Raw genomic sequence first — 16,538 nt, 5'->3', positions numbered from 1 at the left:
CACTATCCCGGGAAACGACAGGAAGGACGCATGAGCAAGAGCCCGAGTAAAAGCACCAAGACCACCCGCAAGAGCCCCAAGTCCAGCGCGACGCCGCTCGACGCCGGCGCAATGACGTTTTTGGAGCGCTATCTGAACAACGCCTCGCCCACTGGCTACGAGTGGGAAGGCCAGAAGCTGTGGATGGAGTACCTGCGGCCCTACGTCGATGAGTTCATCACCGACACTTACGGCACCGCGGTCGGCGTGATCAATCCGCAGGCCGACTACAAGGTGGTGATCGAAGGCCATGCCGACGAGATTTCCTGGTACGTCAACTACATCACCGACAGCGGCCTGATCTACGTCATCCGAAATGGCGGCAGCGACCACCAGATCGCACCCTCCAAGCGCGTCAACATCCATACCGACAACGGCATCGTGCAGGGCGTGTTCGGCTGGCCGGCGATCCATACTCGGCGCCAGGGGCCGAAGGAGAAGCCGCCGGAGCTCGACAACATCTTCATCGACGTCGGCGCGAGTTCGAAGGACGAGGTCGAAGCGCTAGGCGTGCACGTCGGCTGCGTGATCACCTATCCGGACGAGTTCTTCGTCCTCAATGGCGACAAGCTGGTCTGCCGCGCCATCGACAACCGCATCGGCGGTTTCATGATCGCCGAGGTCGCGCGCCTGCTGAAGGCGCGCAAGCAGAAGCTGAACTTCGGTCTCTACATCGTCAACGCGGTGCAGGAAGAGGTCGGCCTGCGCGGGGCGGAGATGATCGCAGAGCGGCTCGACCCGAACGTCGCCATCGTCACCGATGTCAGCCACGACACCTCGACGCCGATGATCGAGCCGCGTCGCGAGGGCGCCAATAAGATCGGCGACGGCCCGGTGATCTGCTACGCCCCGGCGATCCAGAACAAGCTGCGCGAGCGGTTGATCAAGGTCGCCACCGAGCAGAAGATTCCGTTCCAGCGTCTCCCGCGTTCACGGGCTACCGGCACCGATACCGACGCCTTCGCCTACAGCAATTCAGGAGTCGCCTCGGCGCTGATCTCGCTGCCGCTTCGCTACATGCACACCACCGTCGAGATGGTCCACAAGCAGGACGTCGAGCACGTGATCGAGTTGATCTACCACACCCTGCTCGATATCGAACCGGGCGAGACCTTCAGCTACTTCGACTGACGCCTTCGATCGGATCGACGCCGCCGCCTTCGGGCGGCGGTTTAGGTTTGGGCAGAAGCATGTCGGTCGAGCCGGTGAGTGCTCGTCGAGCTAGTTCCCTTCATGGCGTAACGTGTCTTTACGGTTTATCGCGAATAAAGGAATTGCCGTGATTAAAGCGGCGAGCAGAAGAGCGATGGCTGGATCTTTCTCGACGTTCAGCGTCAGTCCGATCCATGAGCCCACGGCGAATAGAATGGCTGAAAGCGTATGTGATACCCCCAGCGCGTTGGCAAATTCCTCGCCCCGGTAACGCTTCTGGCGAGCGGTGACATTGATGAGAAAGATACCGCCGGTGGCAACACCCGTCAGAAAAATATATGCCAAGCTGCATGATATAAAGGCGGTGCTCGCAGTGCTTAGAAAAAGCTCTGTTTTGAGCGCTACAAAACCTGTCAAATGGAGAATGAATAACAGCAGAAGACAAAAGACAGCGACTGACGTGAAACGGTATTTTCGCATTGTTCTTCTTCCTATCCACGGGCCGATAGTCGTACCAATGCCACCCGCAAATATCAGTAGAGAAATTGTGGTTGCCGGACTATCGAAATGACTTGCTATCCATATCGTCAGATAAATGCTTGTCATGCCGGATGCCAACGAGAGAGTGGGAACGAGAAGCGCTGAACCCGGTGAGAAGTTCAAAAATCGAAAAATGCTTGTCACCTGGAAATCGGCCTGAGGGTTTTTCTGTGGCGTAAAAAGGTGCTCTGTTTTTCGCGACAACTTGACGGCTTTCAATCTGAAATACAATGCAAGTAAAGAGAAAATTATGTTTGCGAATATTATGATCGAGACAGAGATGTCGACAAATAGACTGCCTATTGGCCTAGCAACGACGGAAGAAGCGATCGGTATCAGCATCAACATAGTCGTATTGAAATTGGCTGCACGGTTCTCCGACTCGCGGGATAAGGTTTCGGCATACATCTCCTCTGCCAAGTCAATCACAGTAGGTAGAAAAGAAATGGCTAGCAGGTAGGTTGGAAGTATCAGAATTGGGCTTATCGTACTAAATAAAATAGCTGCTAATGCAATTATTGAAAAGCCAATGTTTGCACTTTCGCAAAATATTAATGTATTGCCAGGTGGGAGCTTGTGGATGTATCGAGCAATAAACATGCTCGATACATCCAGAATGCGCGTTACCGTTGTATATACCGGCAACCACGTGATGGGTAGAAAACCCAGCGCGATCATTGGCGCGATGCTGCCTTCTACCAACATGGTGCCAAGCAATGAACATATAAGTCCCATCATCATCAAATGAGAGGGTTTTTTGGGATTTTGAGAAATCAGTTCTGTTATTTTTGTCATGGATTGACTTGCGATTCCTGTCTTGTGGCACACCGTCTACCAGTTTATGGTTTTAGGGTCGTCACTACATCGCTATTACAACATTTTCTGTGCTGACCCAAAGCTCATGCTTAGCAATGTTGTTTTAAATATGAGTATTTAGGAAGTAATGATTTTTTGCTCGACATCACCGCTCAGTCCAAATCGCGGTGAGAGTGACAAGCTGCGGGAACCTTTGCCTTCGTGAAGCACCAACTCTACGGCTGCTTCCGAGGCGAGCCACCGGCAGGCGGCGATCCTTCGACCAAGGACCAATTGCACTAGATGAATTGACTTGCATTCCTTGGTATGCCAAAGATATTCCACGGCGACGACAGCAATTTCAACAGTCGTGATCAAGATAAGGCCACACCGCGTGGTTGACAACAACAACGCTCTGGAGTCAACGATGAAGCCAATCCACTCTCGATCCACTCGTGCCCGCCTGGCCGCGCTCGGTGCGGCAACCGTTCTCAGCGCGGTTGCCTTTTCCGCCCAGGCTGCCACCCAACTGATGATCGTCACGCCGTGGCCGGAGGGCAATTTCCAGGTCAAGACGCTCAACCAGTTCGCCGACGCCGTGAAGAAGGCGACCGATGGCGAAGTCGAGTTCGACATTCATGCCGGTGGCGATCTCGGTCTCAAGGGGCCGGAGCTGCTGTCCGCGGTGCGTGACGGGATCGTCCAGGGCGCCGACATGCTGTTGACCCAGCAGGTCGGGCAGGCACCGCTGCTGGGTATCGAGTCAGTCCCGTATCTGACGCGCGATCAGGACGATGCGGCGCTGCTGCGCAAGCTGGCATGGCCGTATTACGAGAAGACCGCTGCACAGTTCAACCAGAAGTTTCTCTACACCGTGCCGTGGCCCGGTCAGGGGGTCTTCACCCAGCAACCGGTCGAGAGCGTCGATGACCTGCAGGGCGTGAAGCTGCGCACGGTCGACAAGAACGGCACCGAGTTCTTCAAGGCGCTGGGCGCCTCACCGGTGCAGATGCCGTGGGGGGAGGTGGTTCCCGCACTGGCGTCCGGGGCGATCGACGGCGTGACGACCTCGACGCCCTCCGGTGTGGATGGCAGTTTCTGGGAGTTCACCGACTACTTCAACAAGCTCGACTGGCAGCTCGCACCGGATGTCGTCTCGATCAATCTCGATGCCTGGAATTCGCTGACCGATGAGCAGCAGCAGACGATCGAGTCGCTGGCACAGAAGATGGAGCCGCAGTTCCAGCAGGTGTCGCAGGACGAGGATAAGCGCAACGCCAAGATCCTCGCCGATCACGGCATCCACATGTCGAGCCCCAGCGAGACATTGTCGAAGCAGCTCACGGAAGCCGCGCAGCCGCAGTGGAAGCAATTCCGCGAATCCGCCGGTGCCGAGGCTGACGAGCTGATGACGAAGTACCTCGACGCGCGCGACGCCGAGTAACCGTTCACCCTCCCCACGCGACGCCGAGTTCCAACTTCGGCGTCGGTTTCGGTCGTTTCCTACAGGGGGCTCGATGATCTCTCGTCTACTCCAAGCGAGCGACTTTCTGGCGCGCGCTGCCGGCATGCTGGCGGCTATCGCCATGGCGCTATTGTTCGTTCTGATGCTCTCCGAGATCGTCTCGCGCAACCTGCTCGGGACGAGCCTCGGTTTTACCTGGGAAGTCAGCGGCTATCTGCTTGGACTGGTGATCTTCATGGCGAGTAGCTGGGCGCTGCGCAACGACAAGCACATCCGCATCACGCTGCTGCGCGAGCATCTGCCGGCGGCTGCCGTGCGCTGGCTGGATCTACTGGCGACGCTGATCGGCGCTGCCATTGCGGTCTTCTTTACGGCGGCGTTCGTCGGTTTCTGCCTGCAGACGTGGCACAACGGCACGGTTTCGAGCACACCTCAGCAGATTCCGCTGATCGTGCCGCGGGCGCTGATGCTACTCGGGATCACCATTTTCACGCTGACGCTCGTGGTCAGGGCAGTGGCGCTGATCGCAGCGCCGAGTCTGCTGGAGACGACGCCCGATGACGATGGCGCCGCCGCTTCTGGCCCTACGGAGGGTGAATCATGACTGCGATCATGCTAACGGCCTTCGGCCTGCTGGTGGCGCTGCTCGCCAGCGGGGTCTGGGTCGGACTGGGTCTCGCCGGCGTCGGTATTCTCTCGCTGGAGAGCTTTCGCGGTTTCATGCCGGTGGAGAAGCTGCTGGCGCAGACCGTGTGGAATTCGACCACCAGTGCCGAGCTGGTGGCGCTGCCGCTGTTCATCCTGATGGGCGAGCTGCTTTTCCGCAGCCGCCTGACCCAACTGCTGTTCGACGGCCTGGCACCCTGGGTCGACCGCATTCCCGGGCGTCTTCTGCACACCAATATTCTCGGCTGCACGCTGTTCGCGGCGATCTCCGGTTCCTCGGCAGCCACGACCGCGACGGTCGGACGGATCACCTCCAGCGAACTGATGGCGCGCGGCTACGACGCTCGCATCGCCGCTGGCTCGCTGGCCGGTGCCGGTACGCTCGGCTTTTTGATTCCGCCGAGCACGATCATGATCATCTACGGCGTGCTGGCGCAGGTCTCGATCCTGAAGATGTTCATCGCCGGCATCGTGCCGGGGCTCTTGCTGGCGCTCGCGTTCATGGTCTATCTCGGTCTTTATGCGCTATCGCGGCCGGGCGAACTGCCACCACGACAGCGGGGGCTGAAAGCGGCTGACTATCTGCGTGCGTTGGTCCAGCTCGGCCCGGTGGCGGTGTTGATCGCGTTCGTGATCGGCAGCATGCTGACCGGCATGGCGACGCCGACGGAGGCCGGCGCGGTCGGCGTGCTGGGCGCGCTGATCGTCTGCCTCCTGCAGCGTTGCCTTAGCTGGAAAAGCCTGTGGAGTGCGCTGATGGGGGCGGCTCAGATTACCTCGATGATTGGCCTGATCATCGTCGGGGCGATGTTTTTATCGGTCGCCATGGGCTTTCTCAACGTACCGCGAACGATCGCCGATACCATCGGCGCGCTGGGTCTGTCACCGCTGGCGCTGGTCGCCATGCTGCTGGTGTTCTATGTCGTGCTCGGCATGCTGCTCGAGGGCATGTCGATCATCGTGATGACCTTGCCGATCACGCTGCCGCTGATCACCCAGGCCGGTTTCGATCCGATCTGGTTCGGCGTGTTCCTGGTGCTGGTGGTCGAGATGGCGCAGATCACGCCGCCGGTCGGTTTCAATCTGTTCGTGATCAATGGCATCACCGGCATGAAGATCGGCAGGATCGCGCGCGCCGTTGCGCCATTCTTTTTGATCATGGTGGCGTTCACCCTGCTGCTGGCGGTATTTCCGCAGATCGTGACCTGGTTGCCCGATCTCGTCGAAGCTCGAGGATAAGGCCGACATGACACCTGACTACACCATCGTCGCGCTGGCCGATCAGGGCGTGCTGATCGAGTGCGGCGAGCGAATCGATCTCGAGATCAATCGCTGGATCGACTGCGCCGCGAATGCGGTTCGCGAGGCGGGTATCGACGGCGTGACCGGTATCGTGCCGACCTACCGCTCGTTGGCGATCGAGTACGACAGTGTCTCGATCACCCAGGCGACCTTGATCGACAGACTCGAAGCCCTGCTCTCGACGCTGACGGCAACACGGCGACGGGCGCGCCGCTGGCGAGTGCCGGTCGCCTACGGTGGTGAATTCGGGCTCGACTTCGATGACTTTCGACAGCGCCACGGCCTCTCTCGCGAGGAACTGATCGCGCTGCATAGCGCGCCGGATTATCGCGTCTACATGATCGGCTTCATGCCCGGCTTCGCCTATCTCGGCGGGCTCGACACGAGTCTGCACACGCCGCGGCGCGATTCACCGCGCACCCGCACGCCGGCTGGCAGTATCAGCGTTGGCGGCCAGCAGACAGCGGTCACCTCGGTGGAAGCGCCGAGCGGCTGGCATCTGCTGGGGCAGACGCCGCTGGCGACCTTCGATGCCCGACGCGACCCGCCGATGCTGATCGAAGCAGGCGACAGCGTGCGCTTCGTGCCTATCGACGAGGCCGAGTTCGCGCGTCTGGCATCGGACTGCGCCTGGCGACCGGATTGGGAGTGGTGCGAATGAGTGCGATGACCGACCTTGCGATCGAGACGGCCGCGCTGCGAGTCGAGGCGCCCGGCATGATGACCACACTGCAGGATGGCGGCCGTCACGGCCAGGGGCATCTCGGGGTGCCGCCCTCGGGCGCGCTCGATGCTCTGAGCCTTGGGCTCGCCAATGCGCTGGTTGGCAATGCGCCCGATACCGGCGCGCTCGAGATCACGCTGATGGGCCCGCGTCTGGTCGTCGAGGGCGATGGCTGCGTGGTCGCCATCGCCGGGGACGCCGAGGTTCTGCTGAACGACGCGCCCGTGGATGCCTTTCGCACGCTGGCGCTGGAAGTGGGCGACGTGCTGCAGGTGAAACGACTCTTGAGCGGCGCCAGGGCTTATCTGGCGGTTGGCGGCGGCTTTGCGGCCGAACCGTTTCTGGGCAGCGTCTCGACGCTCGCTCGCGCCGGCATCGGCGGCTTCGCGGGCCGGGCGCTGCTCGCCGGCGACCGCTTGCCATTGGCCGCAGCCGATCTCGGTCGCGAACGGGCGGGACTCGTGGGAGAGCAGCACCTGCCGCAGCGCGAGAAACGTCCGATCCGTGTGGTGCTCGGCCCGCAGGCAGCCTTTTTTGCCCGTGCCAAGCAGGCGCGCTTTTTCTCCGCGCAGTGGCGCATCTCGACGCTGGCCGACCGCATGGGCTACCGTCTCACCGGGCCGACGCTGGCCAGTGCGAAGGGGCACAATATCGTCTCCGACGCGCTGATGACCGGCAGCGTGCAGATTCCGGGCGACGGGCAGCCGATCATCGCCATGAACGATCGCGGCACCACCGGTGGCTACCCCAAGATCGCCACGGTGATTCGTGCCGACCTGGCTCGCCTGGGACAGATGAAGCCCGGCGATACGCTCTGCTTCGAGCCGGTCGAGGCCGGTCACGCCGAGCAGCTCTGGCGAGGGCGGCAGCAGGCATTTGGAGACTATCTGGCCCGGCTCGGCGGCTGAGTCACGTATACTCGAAGCTCGATCATTCAAAGCTGGAAGACGACAATCACACAAGATCAGGGAATCGTTGCGATGCAGACGCTGGACATCGACCGAATCTTGCAGGGAACCCGCATTCAGAGCCTGGCGGGGCAGGCGTACCAGCAGCTGTTCGAAATGATTCAGCTTGGCCGACTGCCGGCCGGTACGCTGCTGCAGGAGCGCAATCTCGCCGAGGCGCTCGATATCTCACGCACGCCAGTGCGCGAGGCGCTTTCCCGGCTGGAGCACGAGGGCTTCGCGGTTCGGGTGGCGCGTGGCCAGCTCGCGGTCAAGGCGCCATCGGTGCACGAATACATGGAGATTCTGCGCGTGCGCGCGCTGCTCGAGGGTGAGTCCGCCTGGCATGCCGCGACCCGACTGGATCTCGATGCGATCGAAGTGCTGACTCAGCAGGTGACGACGCTGCTCGAAACGCCACCGGAAGCCCGCACCTCCGAACATCTGCATCGGGTCGACGATGCGCTGCACAACGGTATCGCCGTTGCTGCCGACAATCAGCTACTGGCGCGGATGGTTGCCGATCTACGGCTGAAGACGCGCGTCTTCGATCTGGTTCAGGTACCGGAGCGCTTCGAGCCCGGCTGTCGCGAACACCTGACGATTCTCGACCGCCTGCGCTCGCGCGACACCGAAGGTGCCAGAGCGGCGATGGAGGCCCATATCGGCAACGTGCGGCAAAGCATCATCAACCGTTTGGCCCATATCTGACCCACGGCCGATTCCCGGAACCTGTCCCTGGACCAGTCTACTCCTGGATCGGTCTACTCCTGGGCCAGCCTACTCCTGAATCAGGGCCGCCAGGACTCTCACGCCCTCGACGAAATCCTCGATGCGCATCGCCTCGAACGGGTTATGACTGCCATGCTGATTGCGCACGAACAGCATCTGCGTGGGAATGCCCGCGTTGGCGAAGGTGGCGGCATCATGACCGGCGCCGCTAGGCAGTCGCCGATGGGCGATCTTGAGTTCACTGGCGATGGCCTGGCAGCGCGCCGTCAGCGTCGGGTCCATCGGCGCCGGCGTACTGGCGCTACGCGGGCCGAGATCGAAGCGGACACCGCGCTTTTTGGCGACCCGATCGGTGATCTCGAATAGCGCTTCCTCGAGCTCTTTGAGCGTCGCTGGCTCTTCGCTGCGTACGTCGAGGCAGAAACCAACCTCGCCGGGAATCTTGCTGAAGGCGTGCTGCTCGGGTGGTGTCGCGATCTGGCCAACGGTGACGGTCGCGCGTCTGCCCGCCTGCTCCAGTGCTTCCCAACGCGCTTCCAGCGCCATGGCGACTTCCGAGAATGCCATCAACGCATCGTGACGATAGGGCTTGGCCACCGCACCCGAGTGTCCCCACTCGCCGAAGCAGCGAGCCTGACGGTAGCGGAAGCTGCCGGCAATGCCGGTGACGATACCGAGCGCCGTGGCTTCGGTCTCGAGTGTCGGGCCCTGTTCGATGTGCAGCTCGAGCATGCCGTGAAGCGTACGCCGGCCGAGCCAGTTGTCACCGGCCGCCACTGCTTCCGGGTCGCCGCCGCAGTCGCGCATGTGGTCGGCGAGCGTGCGTCCGCTGTCGGCACGCAAAAGCGCCAGCTCCTCGCTATCGAGTCGGCCAAGCGCGCTGCGACTGCCGAGATAGGAGGCCGGAAACCAGGTGCTCTCTTCGGCGCGGAAGGCGGCGACGATGATATCGCGCACCGGTGTGATGCCGCGCGAGCGCAGGGCGGCGACCGCCGCGAGCCCGGCGATGACGCCGGCGGCGCCGTCGTAGTTGCCGCCCTGAGGAACGGAATCGAGATGAGAGCCGATCACCCAGGCGGGCAGGGCACGATCGCCGCCCGGACAGATGGCGAAGTGGTTGCCGGCGGCGTCCCGCTCTATCTCCAGGCCGAGTTCACGGGCGGTCTCGAGGAACAGTTCATGTGCGCGCTGCTCGCCCGGGCCGTAGGCGTCGCGGGTGATACCGACCTGATCCGAGTCGGGTTCGGCCAGGCGGGAGAACAGCGTTTCGATCAGCGTGAGATCGATGGCGTCGGGCGTCATGACGTCTCCTTCTGATGATGGGATACCGCGTCGGCATGGACTCGGTCATTGACAATATGGGCGGGGCGCTGGCCGCGATGGATATCGATGATGTTCTGCGCCGCAGCGCGCGCCGTGCGTGACATGCTGGCCGCCGTGGAGCCGCCATTGTGCGGCGATACGACGACGTTATCGAGCTGAAGAAGCGGGTGGTCATAAGGCATCGGCTCGACGGCGAAGACGTCGAGTCCGGCACCGGCCAGATGACCGGCGGCGAGCGTCTCGGCCAGGGCGCTTTCGTCGATCGTGCCGCCGCGACCCGTGTTGAGGAGGATGGCGTCGGGCTTCATCCGCTCGAGCTCGCGGCGACCGATCAGATGATGCGTGCGCTCGTTCAATCCCACGTGTACCGAGACCACGTCGGCATCCGCCAGCAGAGTATCGAGCGTGTCGGCCCGCTCGACGCCGAGCTCGGCAAAACGCGCGTCCGGTGCGTTGGGTGAGTAGGCGATGGTCCGCATTCCCAACCCCTGGGCCATCCGTGCGGCGCGCTGGCCGATATTACCGAAGCCGATGACCCCGAAGGTCTGCCCGGCCAGCTCGATCATCGGCACGCCGTATTTGAAGGCGAAGAAATCGCCTTCGCGAACGGTGCGATCGGCCAGCGGAACACGCCTGGCGCAGGCGAACATCAAGGCGATGGCCTGTTCGGCGACCGCCTGGGCATTGCTGCCCGGCGTATTGGCAACGATGACGCCATGCGCCGTTGCGGCTTCGAGATCGATGGCGTTGACACCGACCCCGTGGACGCCGATGACTTTCAGCTTTGGGGCGCGTGTCAGCATCTCGCGAGTGACGGCGGCGCTGCGCACGATCAATGCATCGACGTCGTCGAGCAGCGAGGCGAGGGTCGCCGGGTCCGGGGCGGGCGCCTCGATCGTGTGAATGCCGGCATCGTGGAGTGCGGTCATGCCGTCCTGATGAATCGGCTGGGCAATCAGGCAGGTAAAATCTGGCAAAGCGGATTCCTTGCAGTGTCGTTGTTATCGAAGAGGGCATCGCGCAGCTCATGATCGGCGCGGGCCAACGCCTGGCGTCGAGCGGCCGTCGAGCAGCAGCGGCTCTTACATGCCTCTGCGTTTGTGCATACTATTGGTATACCATGGTGGGCGACGGTTCGATACCCGCTGGCGAGCGGCGTTCGTGAATCGCACAATCGTCATCAACCAACAACAATTCATCGATAGCACTGCTCAGATAGCACTGCTCAGATAGCATTTCTCAGGAGGTACCGTGAGTCTCAGCGTGGATCTCAACTGCGACATGGGCGAAAGTTTCGCCGCGTGGAAGATGGGGGACGACCGGGCCATGCTCGACATCGTCACCACGGCCAACATCGCCTGCGGCTTTCACGCCGGCGACCCGATGGTGATGCACGAGACGTTAAGTCTCGCGCGCGAACGCGGGGTCCAGGTCGGCGCGCATCCCAGTTTCATGGATCTGGTCGGGTTCGGCCGCCGCCGCCTGGAGGGGGAGAGTCCTGCGGATCTGGAGAAGCAGCTGATCTACCAGATTGGTGCCATCAAGACGATGGCTGAGGTCATCGGTCACCCCATTCGGCACGTCAAGACGCATGGCGCGCTCGGCAACATGGCGGCCGAGGATCGGGAGCTGGCACTCGCCGTATCTCGCGCCATACTCGCCGTTGATCCGAGCCTGGTTCATCTTGCCATGCCCGGCATGCAGACTTCGCTGACGGCTGGCGAGATGGGATTGAAGGTCGGCAACGAGGTCTTCGCCGATCGCGCCTACGCCGACAACGGCAATCTGCTCTCGCGCAAGCTGCCCGGCGCGGTGATTCATGACCCCGAGGTCGCGGCCGATCGGGTGCTGAGAATGCTCGAGGAGCAGGCGGTGACCACGGTCTCCGGTCAACGGATTCCACTCGCCATCGACAGTGTCTGCGTTCACGGCGATACGCCGGGTGCGGTCGAGATGGCGGCAACGCTGCGTCGGCGCCTGGAGAATGCCGGCGTCGCTATCCGGCCGATGGCGGACCTAGTCGACGCTCGCTGAAGGCTCACTGGCCAATGTCTCCAATCTCAAGCTGAATTTTCAGGGAACAACATCATGACGCGACTGGCCCAACGGCTTTCCGTGGTTCAACCCTCCGCTTCCATCGAGATCAGCCGCCGTGCCGGCGCCATGCGTCGCGATGGCATCGATGTCATCTCGCTCTCCCAGGGAGAGCCGGATTTCGATACGCCCGCGGCCATTCGCGACGCGGCCAAGACGGCGCTCGATGACGGCGCGACGCGCTATACCGATGTCGATGGCACCCCGGCGCTGAAACAGGCGATCGTCGACAAGTTCAAGCGCGACAGCGGACTCGATTACGCGACCGACGAGATCAGCGTTGGCGCGGGTGGCAAGCAGGTGATCTTTAATGCGCTGATGGCGCTGGTCGATCCCGGCGACGAGATCATTTTTGCCGCGCCGCACTGGGTTTCCTACCCGGATATGGTGCGTCTCGCCGGCGGCACGCCGGTGGCGCTGGCCTGCCCGGCGGAGCAGGGCTTCAAGCTGACGCCCGCGCAGCTCGAAGCGGCGATTACGCCGCACACGCGGGTGCTGATTCTCAATTCGCCGGGCAACCCGACCGGCGCGGGCTATACCCGCGCCGAACTTCGCGGGCTGGCCGACGTGCTGCTGGCATATCCGGATGTATTCGTGCTGTGCGACGATATCTACGAATACCTGGTCTTCGATGACTTCGAGTTCTGCACGCTCGCCGAGGTAGAGCCGGCGCTCAAGGCGCGCACGCTGACGATCAACGGCGTGTCGAAGGGGCATGCCATGACCGGCTGGCGGATCGGCTTCGGTGCAGGGCCGCGAGATCTGATCAAGGCGATGGCGGTGATGCAGTCGCAGACCACTTCCAACCCGGCTTCCGTCTCGCAGGCGGCGGCGGTAACGGCGCTGTCACTGCCGCTGGATGACATCAAGGCGCGTAACGCCATCTTCGCCGAACGCCGCGACCGCTGTCTGGCAGCGCTGAACGCCGTCGATGGACTTGATTGCCGTCTGCCGGAAGGGGCGTTCTATCTCTTTCCCAACTGCGAAGCGCTGTTGGGGAAAAAGACACCGGATGGCGAGACGCTCACCAGCGATCAGGAACTGGCCCAATATCTGCTCGAATCGGCGCAGGTCGCCGTCGTGCCTGGCACCGCCTTCGGGCTGGGCGGGCATTTCCGCATCTCGTTCGCGACCGATACCGAACGGCTGATGGAGGCGTGTCGGCGAATCGCCAAGGCTTGCGCGGCGTTGCGGTAACACGCGCTGTCTCGCGGCATCAGAAGCGATCTATGCACGAAGGGCGGCGGGATATCCGGCCGTCCTGTTCTGGCGCCCTGTTCTGGCGCCCCATGACGTTGAGCGACGAGTCAGAATGCTGCCTCGAAGCTCGTCGCTCGTCGCTCGTCACTGCTGTCAGCGCCCCGCTACCGGCGCCGTCTCGCTCGTCGCTCGCCATGCTCAGATGCTGATCAGTCCTTCCCACCAGCGCCGCAGCGCGGTTTTCCAGTCCGGCGCATCCTCTTCGGCTTCGCGATGACCGTCGAGATAGATCGTTGCGGTCAGACCGGCAGAGAGCTTGGTGCCTTGCGGGATGTCATCCAACGCGATACGCACCGGGATGCGCTGTGACAGACGCACCCAGTCGAACGACGCGTTGACCGAGGCAAGGCCGTTGCCCTGGCTTGCCAGACTGTTGTCGCTGATACCACGGGCGAAGCTGTCGACATGGCCCCAGATCGGCTTGTCGCTCGAGAGCAGCTGGACGCGCACCGGTGCGCCGATGTCGATACTGTCGAGCTTGGTCTCCTCGAAGTAGCCGAGTGCATAGAAGCTTTCGGCATCGACCAGCGTCATTGCATCGGTGCCGACCGTGACGTACTGGCCCGGCCGCAGCAGCAGGTTGGTGACGTAGCCGTCGACCGGGGCGCGAACGGTGGCGCGCTCGAGGTCGAGTGCGGCCTGATTGACTTCCACTTTCGCTTTCTGCACTGCAGCCTCGGCGGAGCTCAGTGCAAACCGGGCGTTGTCCTTGGTTTCCTGGGAGATGACGTTATTGTGCAGTCGCTGACGGCGGTTGTTGGCGGCGCGGGCCTCGTCGCGATCCTGTTCGAGCTGATTGAGATTGGCCTTCGCTTCGTCGAGCGCGAGCTGATAGCGCGCCTTGTCGATGGTGAAGAGCACATCGCCTTTCTGTACGAGCTGGTTGTCATGCACGTCGAGTTCGTCGACGAGACCGGCGACATCGGTGCCGAGATTGACGACATCGGCGCGAATGCGGCCGTCTCGCGTCCAGGGATCGTGCATGTAGTGATTCCAGATCTGGGCGACGGCGAGAATCGCGGCGATCACCACGATCAGCGTCAGCACGAGACGAATCGTCTTGCGCGCTCCGGTAGTCCAGTTCATCGAGTCTGTTTCCTCATCCTGCGAATCCTTTCCAACGAGCGCTATCCGGCGATCGGCAGCGAGCCGGTGAGCGTCAGCACGGCCCAGAGCAGCAGTGCGTAAATGGCGATATCCAGCAACACCGGCTGCCAGAACCAGTGATAGAGCCGCAGACGCACGAAGAGTCGGCGCAGCAGCAGATAGAGGCCGAGCGCGATCAGCACCGGGACCGCCAGCGGCGGGATCAGAAATCCCAGAAAGGACCATTCAGCCAGCATGCCTGGGCGCTCCCTTGGTGGCATTCGTCTCGGCATCGTTCGCTTGTCCGCCGCTCTCCAGCTCGATGCCGGGGGCCGAACGCATCAGATGGCTCAGCATGGCCATCTCGCCGATGCTGGCGATCGGCAGCCGGGTTTCGTCGTAAAGGCGCTCGACCCAGAGGATGCCCTCGTCGGCGAGTCGCCGCCAGTTATCGGGGTCGTGGCGCTCGCGGGCGACGAGCCGTGTGCCGATGTCGGCAAGCCAGGCCTCGATGCCGGCGCGATGATCGCCGAGGCTATCCCGGAGGCGGCGAATGCGCCAGACGCAGAGCGCCATGGCGTGCAGATCGACGGCTTCACGCAGTGCCCGGTCGCTGCCTCCGAGGGTGACCAATCGGCCGAGACGATCATAGAGACGGCTCTCCAGACGTGCACGATTGGGCAGGGATCGCTCTCGCATCAGCCGGCTCAGGCCGCGCCAGTAGGAGGCCATCAGCGTCTGGAGACGTTCCCCGGCCGAGCGCTGACGCAGCAGCGAATAGACGATCATGGTCACGATCGTGCCCAGAATCGAGGCCAGACCGCCATTGATATAGCTGGTCGGCGCGAAATTGTAGGTCGAGTGCAGGTTGAGCAGCGTCATCAGCGTGATCGCGCCGGCGAGCCCGATCAGCGACCAGCGTGGATGTGGCGTCATCAGCGTGCCGATGGCGACCGGTATCCCAATGGCGATGGCCAGTAGCCAGAAGCCGCTGATCATCGGCATGATCAGAAACAGCAGCACGCCGCCCAGCAGGACCGCCGCGATCGTGCCCCACATGAATTGATAGACCACCGCGGCCGGATTGGGCGCCTTGGCGAACAGCATGGTGAAGACGCCGAGCAGCATCATCGCGAGATAACCGGAGTGCCAGCCGCTGTGAATCCAGAACTGGCCGAGCAGCTCGAAGCCGATGAAGACGCGAAATGCGTTGTAGCGCGCGACGAAATGTTCGTTGTGCGTGCTGCGTGAACGGCGCTCGCGCGGCAATGACTTGATGCGGGAGGAGGCGGGATCATTGAGCGCATGGCGCAGGCGGCGCCCATGCTGAAGCAGGCCCATCACCTCGCCCAGACGCTGGCGCACCAGCTCTGCGCGTGCGCGCGAGCGCGCCGGCACGGCCGCTTCGTCCCACTCGAAATCGGCCAGCAGCAAGCGCTCGCTGGGCTGGCCGTCCGGCTCGTTCTCGATCGCTTTCAACAGTGGAATGGCCTGCTCGCGGAGCCGGTTTAGCCAGATCTCGCCGTCATCGCAGGCCCGCAGATAGTCGAGCGCCGTCTCTAGCTCGCGCACGGCCGTGATCAGCGCGAGGCTGTCGCTGGCGAAACGATCCAGTGCCGGAATGAAGTGGCTCAGCCGGCGCGTCTCCAGGCGCGTGAGTCCGCGAAGCTTCTCGAACTGCTGATACGCCTGCAGCAGCGACTTGAGTTCGGCATCCCGCGTGGTGCGTGGGCGCGGCATCTCGAGCGATGCCAGCGCTTCGGTCGCTGCCTTGGAGAGAAAGCCGGAGAGCGCCGTGGGCAGCGCTCGGCTGCCGAAGCGCGGCGCGATCACCACATGCATCAGCAACCCGCAGCCGATACCCAGTGCAGTCTCGCTGAAGCGCCCCTGCGCGACCGACCAGATGTCGTCGACACCGGTGCCGATGGCGGTCAGCGAAACCAGCGTGGCGGTGTAGCCGCTGAGCATCATTACGTAGCCGAGATGCTCGTCCTGCTCGAGCATGACCCAGTAGAGGCAGAAGGCGAGCCAGGCACCGGCGAACAGCAGATAGAGCATCGGCTGCTGACCGAACAGCGCGATCAGCACCAGCCCGACGATGGCGCCGAACAGGGTGCCGAACAGCCGCGCGATGCTGCGGCCGATGATGATGCCGATCGGCGGCGTGCCGCCCGTGAACATGACCGGCTGCAACGTCACGATCATCACCGCCAGCAGTGCCCACGCTGGCTGATAGAGGTCCAGACGCAACGAGAGATAAAGCGCCAGCCAGACGGCGAGCACGGTTCTCAATGCCAGTAGCCAGTGATCGACAGGAATTCGAGTCATAAACGGACGAAACCCGTGAATGCGAGCACTCACGGGAAAAATCGGATATCGATGAAAGTTAGGCTGCGAATAATCTCATTGGCCG

The 16,538-nt window shown here is 62.4% G+C and carries 15 protein-coding genes; 9 read left to right on the top strand and 6 right to left on the bottom strand.

Going from position 1 to position 16,538, the window contains the following annotated elements; all coding sequences use genetic code 11:
• Window positions 1-30 precede the first annotated feature (30 nt).
• Window positions 31-1,170: a M42 family metallopeptidase gene (locus tag IE125_RS08385; RefSeq protein WP_229809002.1), complete on the top strand. Its 1,140-nt coding sequence runs from the start codon at window positions 31-33 to the stop codon at window positions 1,168-1,170.
• 90 nt (window positions 1,171-1,260) lie between these two features.
• On the opposite strand, the gene IE125_RS08380 is transcribed toward IE125_RS08385, so the two are convergent.
• The gene (locus tag IE125_RS08380) at window positions 1,261-2,526 is read right to left on the bottom strand and encodes an MFS transporter (RefSeq protein ID WP_189444181.1); all 1,266 of its coding nucleotides are present in this window, start codon (window positions 2,524-2,526) and stop codon (window positions 1,261-1,263) included.
• A 427-nt stretch (window positions 2,527-2,953) separates the two neighbouring features.
• On the opposite strand from IE125_RS08380, the gene IE125_RS08375 reads away from it, so the two are divergent.
• From IE125_RS08375 to IE125_RS08350, 6 genes are all read left to right on the top strand, one after another.
• Window positions 2,954-3,970 carry a TRAP transporter substrate-binding protein gene (locus tag IE125_RS08375; protein ID WP_189444180.1) on the top strand — a complete coding sequence of 339 codons (1,017 nt, stop codon included), beginning with the start codon at window positions 2,954-2,956 and terminating at the stop codon, window positions 3,968-3,970.
• Between the two features lie 73 nt (window positions 3,971-4,043).
• Window positions 4,044-4,595 carry a TRAP transporter small permease subunit gene (locus IE125_RS08370; protein WP_189444179.1) on the top strand — a complete coding sequence of 184 codons (552 nt, stop codon included), beginning with the start codon at window positions 4,044-4,046 and terminating at the stop codon, window positions 4,593-4,595.
• Window positions 4,592-5,896 carry a TRAP transporter large permease gene (locus tag IE125_RS08365; RefSeq protein ID WP_189444178.1) on the top strand — a complete coding sequence of 435 codons (1,305 nt, stop codon included), beginning with the start codon at window positions 4,592-4,594 and terminating at the stop codon, window positions 5,894-5,896. The genes IE125_RS08370 and IE125_RS08365 overlap by 4 nt, the downstream gene beginning before the upstream one ends.
• 7 nt (window positions 5,897-5,903) lie before the next feature.
• Entirely contained in the window at window positions 5,904-6,620 is a 717-nt protein-coding gene (gene pxpB, locus IE125_RS08360; protein ID WP_189444177.1) for a 5-oxoprolinase subunit PxpB, read from the top strand.
• Window positions 6,617-7,591, top strand: a complete 975-nt coding sequence (locus IE125_RS08355) for a 5-oxoprolinase subunit C family protein (RefSeq protein WP_229809001.1) — start codon at window positions 6,617-6,619, stop codon at window positions 7,589-7,591. The genes pxpB and IE125_RS08355 overlap by 4 nt, the downstream gene beginning before the upstream one ends.
• A gap of 72 nt (window positions 7,592-7,663) precedes the next feature.
• The gene (locus IE125_RS08350) at window positions 7,664-8,341 is read left to right on the top strand and encodes a GntR family transcriptional regulator (RefSeq protein WP_189444176.1); all 678 of its coding nucleotides are present in this window, start codon (window positions 7,664-7,666) and stop codon (window positions 8,339-8,341) included.
• A gap of 69 nt (window positions 8,342-8,410) precedes the next feature.
• Here IE125_RS08350 and IE125_RS08345 read toward each other — a convergent pair whose 3' ends face one another.
• Both IE125_RS08345 and IE125_RS08340 read right to left on the bottom strand, forming a co-directional pair.
• Window positions 8,411-9,664: a Zn-dependent hydrolase gene (locus IE125_RS08345; protein WP_189444175.1), complete on the bottom strand. Its 1,254-nt coding sequence runs from the start codon at window positions 9,662-9,664 to the stop codon at window positions 8,411-8,413.
• Entirely contained in the window at window positions 9,661-10,662 is a 1,002-nt protein-coding gene (locus IE125_RS08340; protein WP_229809000.1) for a hydroxyacid dehydrogenase, read from the bottom strand. The genes IE125_RS08345 and IE125_RS08340 overlap by 4 nt, the downstream gene beginning before the upstream one ends.
• A 274-nt stretch (window positions 10,663-10,936) precedes the next feature.
• Here IE125_RS08340 and IE125_RS08335 point away from each other — a divergent pair, with 274 nt between their 5' ends.
• A complete protein-coding gene (locus tag IE125_RS08335) occupies window positions 10,937-11,719 on the top strand; it encodes a LamB/YcsF family protein (RefSeq protein WP_189444174.1) in 783 nt (260 codons plus the stop codon).
• A 54-nt stretch (window positions 11,720-11,773) separates the two neighbouring features.
• Entirely contained in the window at window positions 11,774-12,976 is a 1,203-nt protein-coding gene (locus tag IE125_RS08330; protein ID WP_189444173.1) for a pyridoxal phosphate-dependent aminotransferase, read from the top strand.
• A 201-nt stretch (window positions 12,977-13,177) separates the two neighbouring features.
• Here IE125_RS08330 and IE125_RS08325 read toward each other — a convergent pair whose 3' ends face one another.
• The 3 genes from IE125_RS08325 to IE125_RS08315 are packed head-to-tail and all read right to left on the bottom strand — an operon-like array spanning window position 13,178 to window position 16,453.
• The gene (locus tag IE125_RS08325; RefSeq protein ID WP_189444172.1) at window positions 13,178-14,125 is read right to left on the bottom strand and encodes an efflux RND transporter periplasmic adaptor subunit; all 948 of its coding nucleotides are present in this window, start codon (window positions 14,123-14,125) and stop codon (window positions 13,178-13,180) included.
• 41 nt (window positions 14,126-14,166) lie between these two features.
• On the bottom strand, window positions 14,167-14,382 hold the full coding sequence (locus tag IE125_RS08320; protein ID WP_189444171.1) for a DUF1656 domain-containing protein: 216 nt from the start codon (window positions 14,380-14,382) through the stop codon (window positions 14,167-14,169).
• A complete protein-coding gene (locus IE125_RS08315; protein ID WP_189444170.1) occupies window positions 14,372-16,453 on the bottom strand; it encodes an FUSC family protein in 2,082 nt (693 codons plus the stop codon). The genes IE125_RS08320 and IE125_RS08315 overlap by 11 nt, the downstream gene beginning before the upstream one ends.
• Window positions 16,454-16,538 lie beyond the last annotated feature (85 nt).

This window comes from Salinicola rhizosphaerae (genome assembly GCF_014652715.1).
GTDB classification, from domain to species: domain Bacteria; phylum Pseudomonadota; class Gammaproteobacteria; order Pseudomonadales; family Halomonadaceae; genus Salinicola; species Salinicola rhizosphaerae.
Note: the sequence above shows the minus strand (reverse complement) of the source record. Positions and strands in the feature narration are given on the sequence as shown.

Coding starts and splice junctions, on each gene's coding strand:
- IE125_RS08385 (WP_229809002.1), top strand. CDS start 31: ATGAGCAAGAGCCCGAGTAAAAGCACCAAGACCACCCGCAAGAGCCCC.
- IE125_RS08380 (WP_189444181.1), bottom strand. CDS start 2,526: ATGACAAAAATAACAGAACTGATTTCTCAAAATCCCAAAAAACCCTCT.
- IE125_RS08375 (WP_189444180.1), top strand. CDS start 2,954: ATGAAGCCAATCCACTCTCGATCCACTCGTGCCCGCCTGGCCGCGCTC.
- IE125_RS08370 (WP_189444179.1), top strand. CDS start 4,044: ATGATCTCTCGTCTACTCCAAGCGAGCGACTTTCTGGCGCGCGCTGCC.
- IE125_RS08365 (WP_189444178.1), top strand. CDS start 4,592: ATGACTGCGATCATGCTAACGGCCTTCGGCCTGCTGGTGGCGCTGCTC.
- pxpB (WP_189444177.1), top strand. CDS start 5,904: ATGACACCTGACTACACCATCGTCGCGCTGGCCGATCAGGGCGTGCTG.
- IE125_RS08355 (WP_229809001.1), top strand. CDS start 6,617: ATGAGTGCGATGACCGACCTTGCGATCGAGACGGCCGCGCTGCGAGTC.
- IE125_RS08350 (WP_189444176.1), top strand. CDS start 7,664: ATGCAGACGCTGGACATCGACCGAATCTTGCAGGGAACCCGCATTCAG.
- IE125_RS08345 (WP_189444175.1), bottom strand. CDS start 9,664: ATGACGCCCGACGCCATCGATCTCACGCTGATCGAAACGCTGTTCTCC.
- IE125_RS08330 (WP_189444173.1), top strand. CDS start 11,774: ATGACGCGACTGGCCCAACGGCTTTCCGTGGTTCAACCCTCCGCTTCC.
- IE125_RS08325 (WP_189444172.1), bottom strand. CDS start 14,125: ATGAACTGGACTACCGGAGCGCGCAAGACGATTCGTCTCGTGCTGACG.
- IE125_RS08320 (WP_189444171.1), bottom strand. CDS start 14,382: ATGCTGGCTGAATGGTCCTTTCTGGGATTTCTGATCCCGCCGCTGGCG.
- IE125_RS08315 (WP_189444170.1), bottom strand. CDS start 16,453: ATGACTCGAATTCCTGTCGATCACTGGCTACTGGCATTGAGAACCGTG.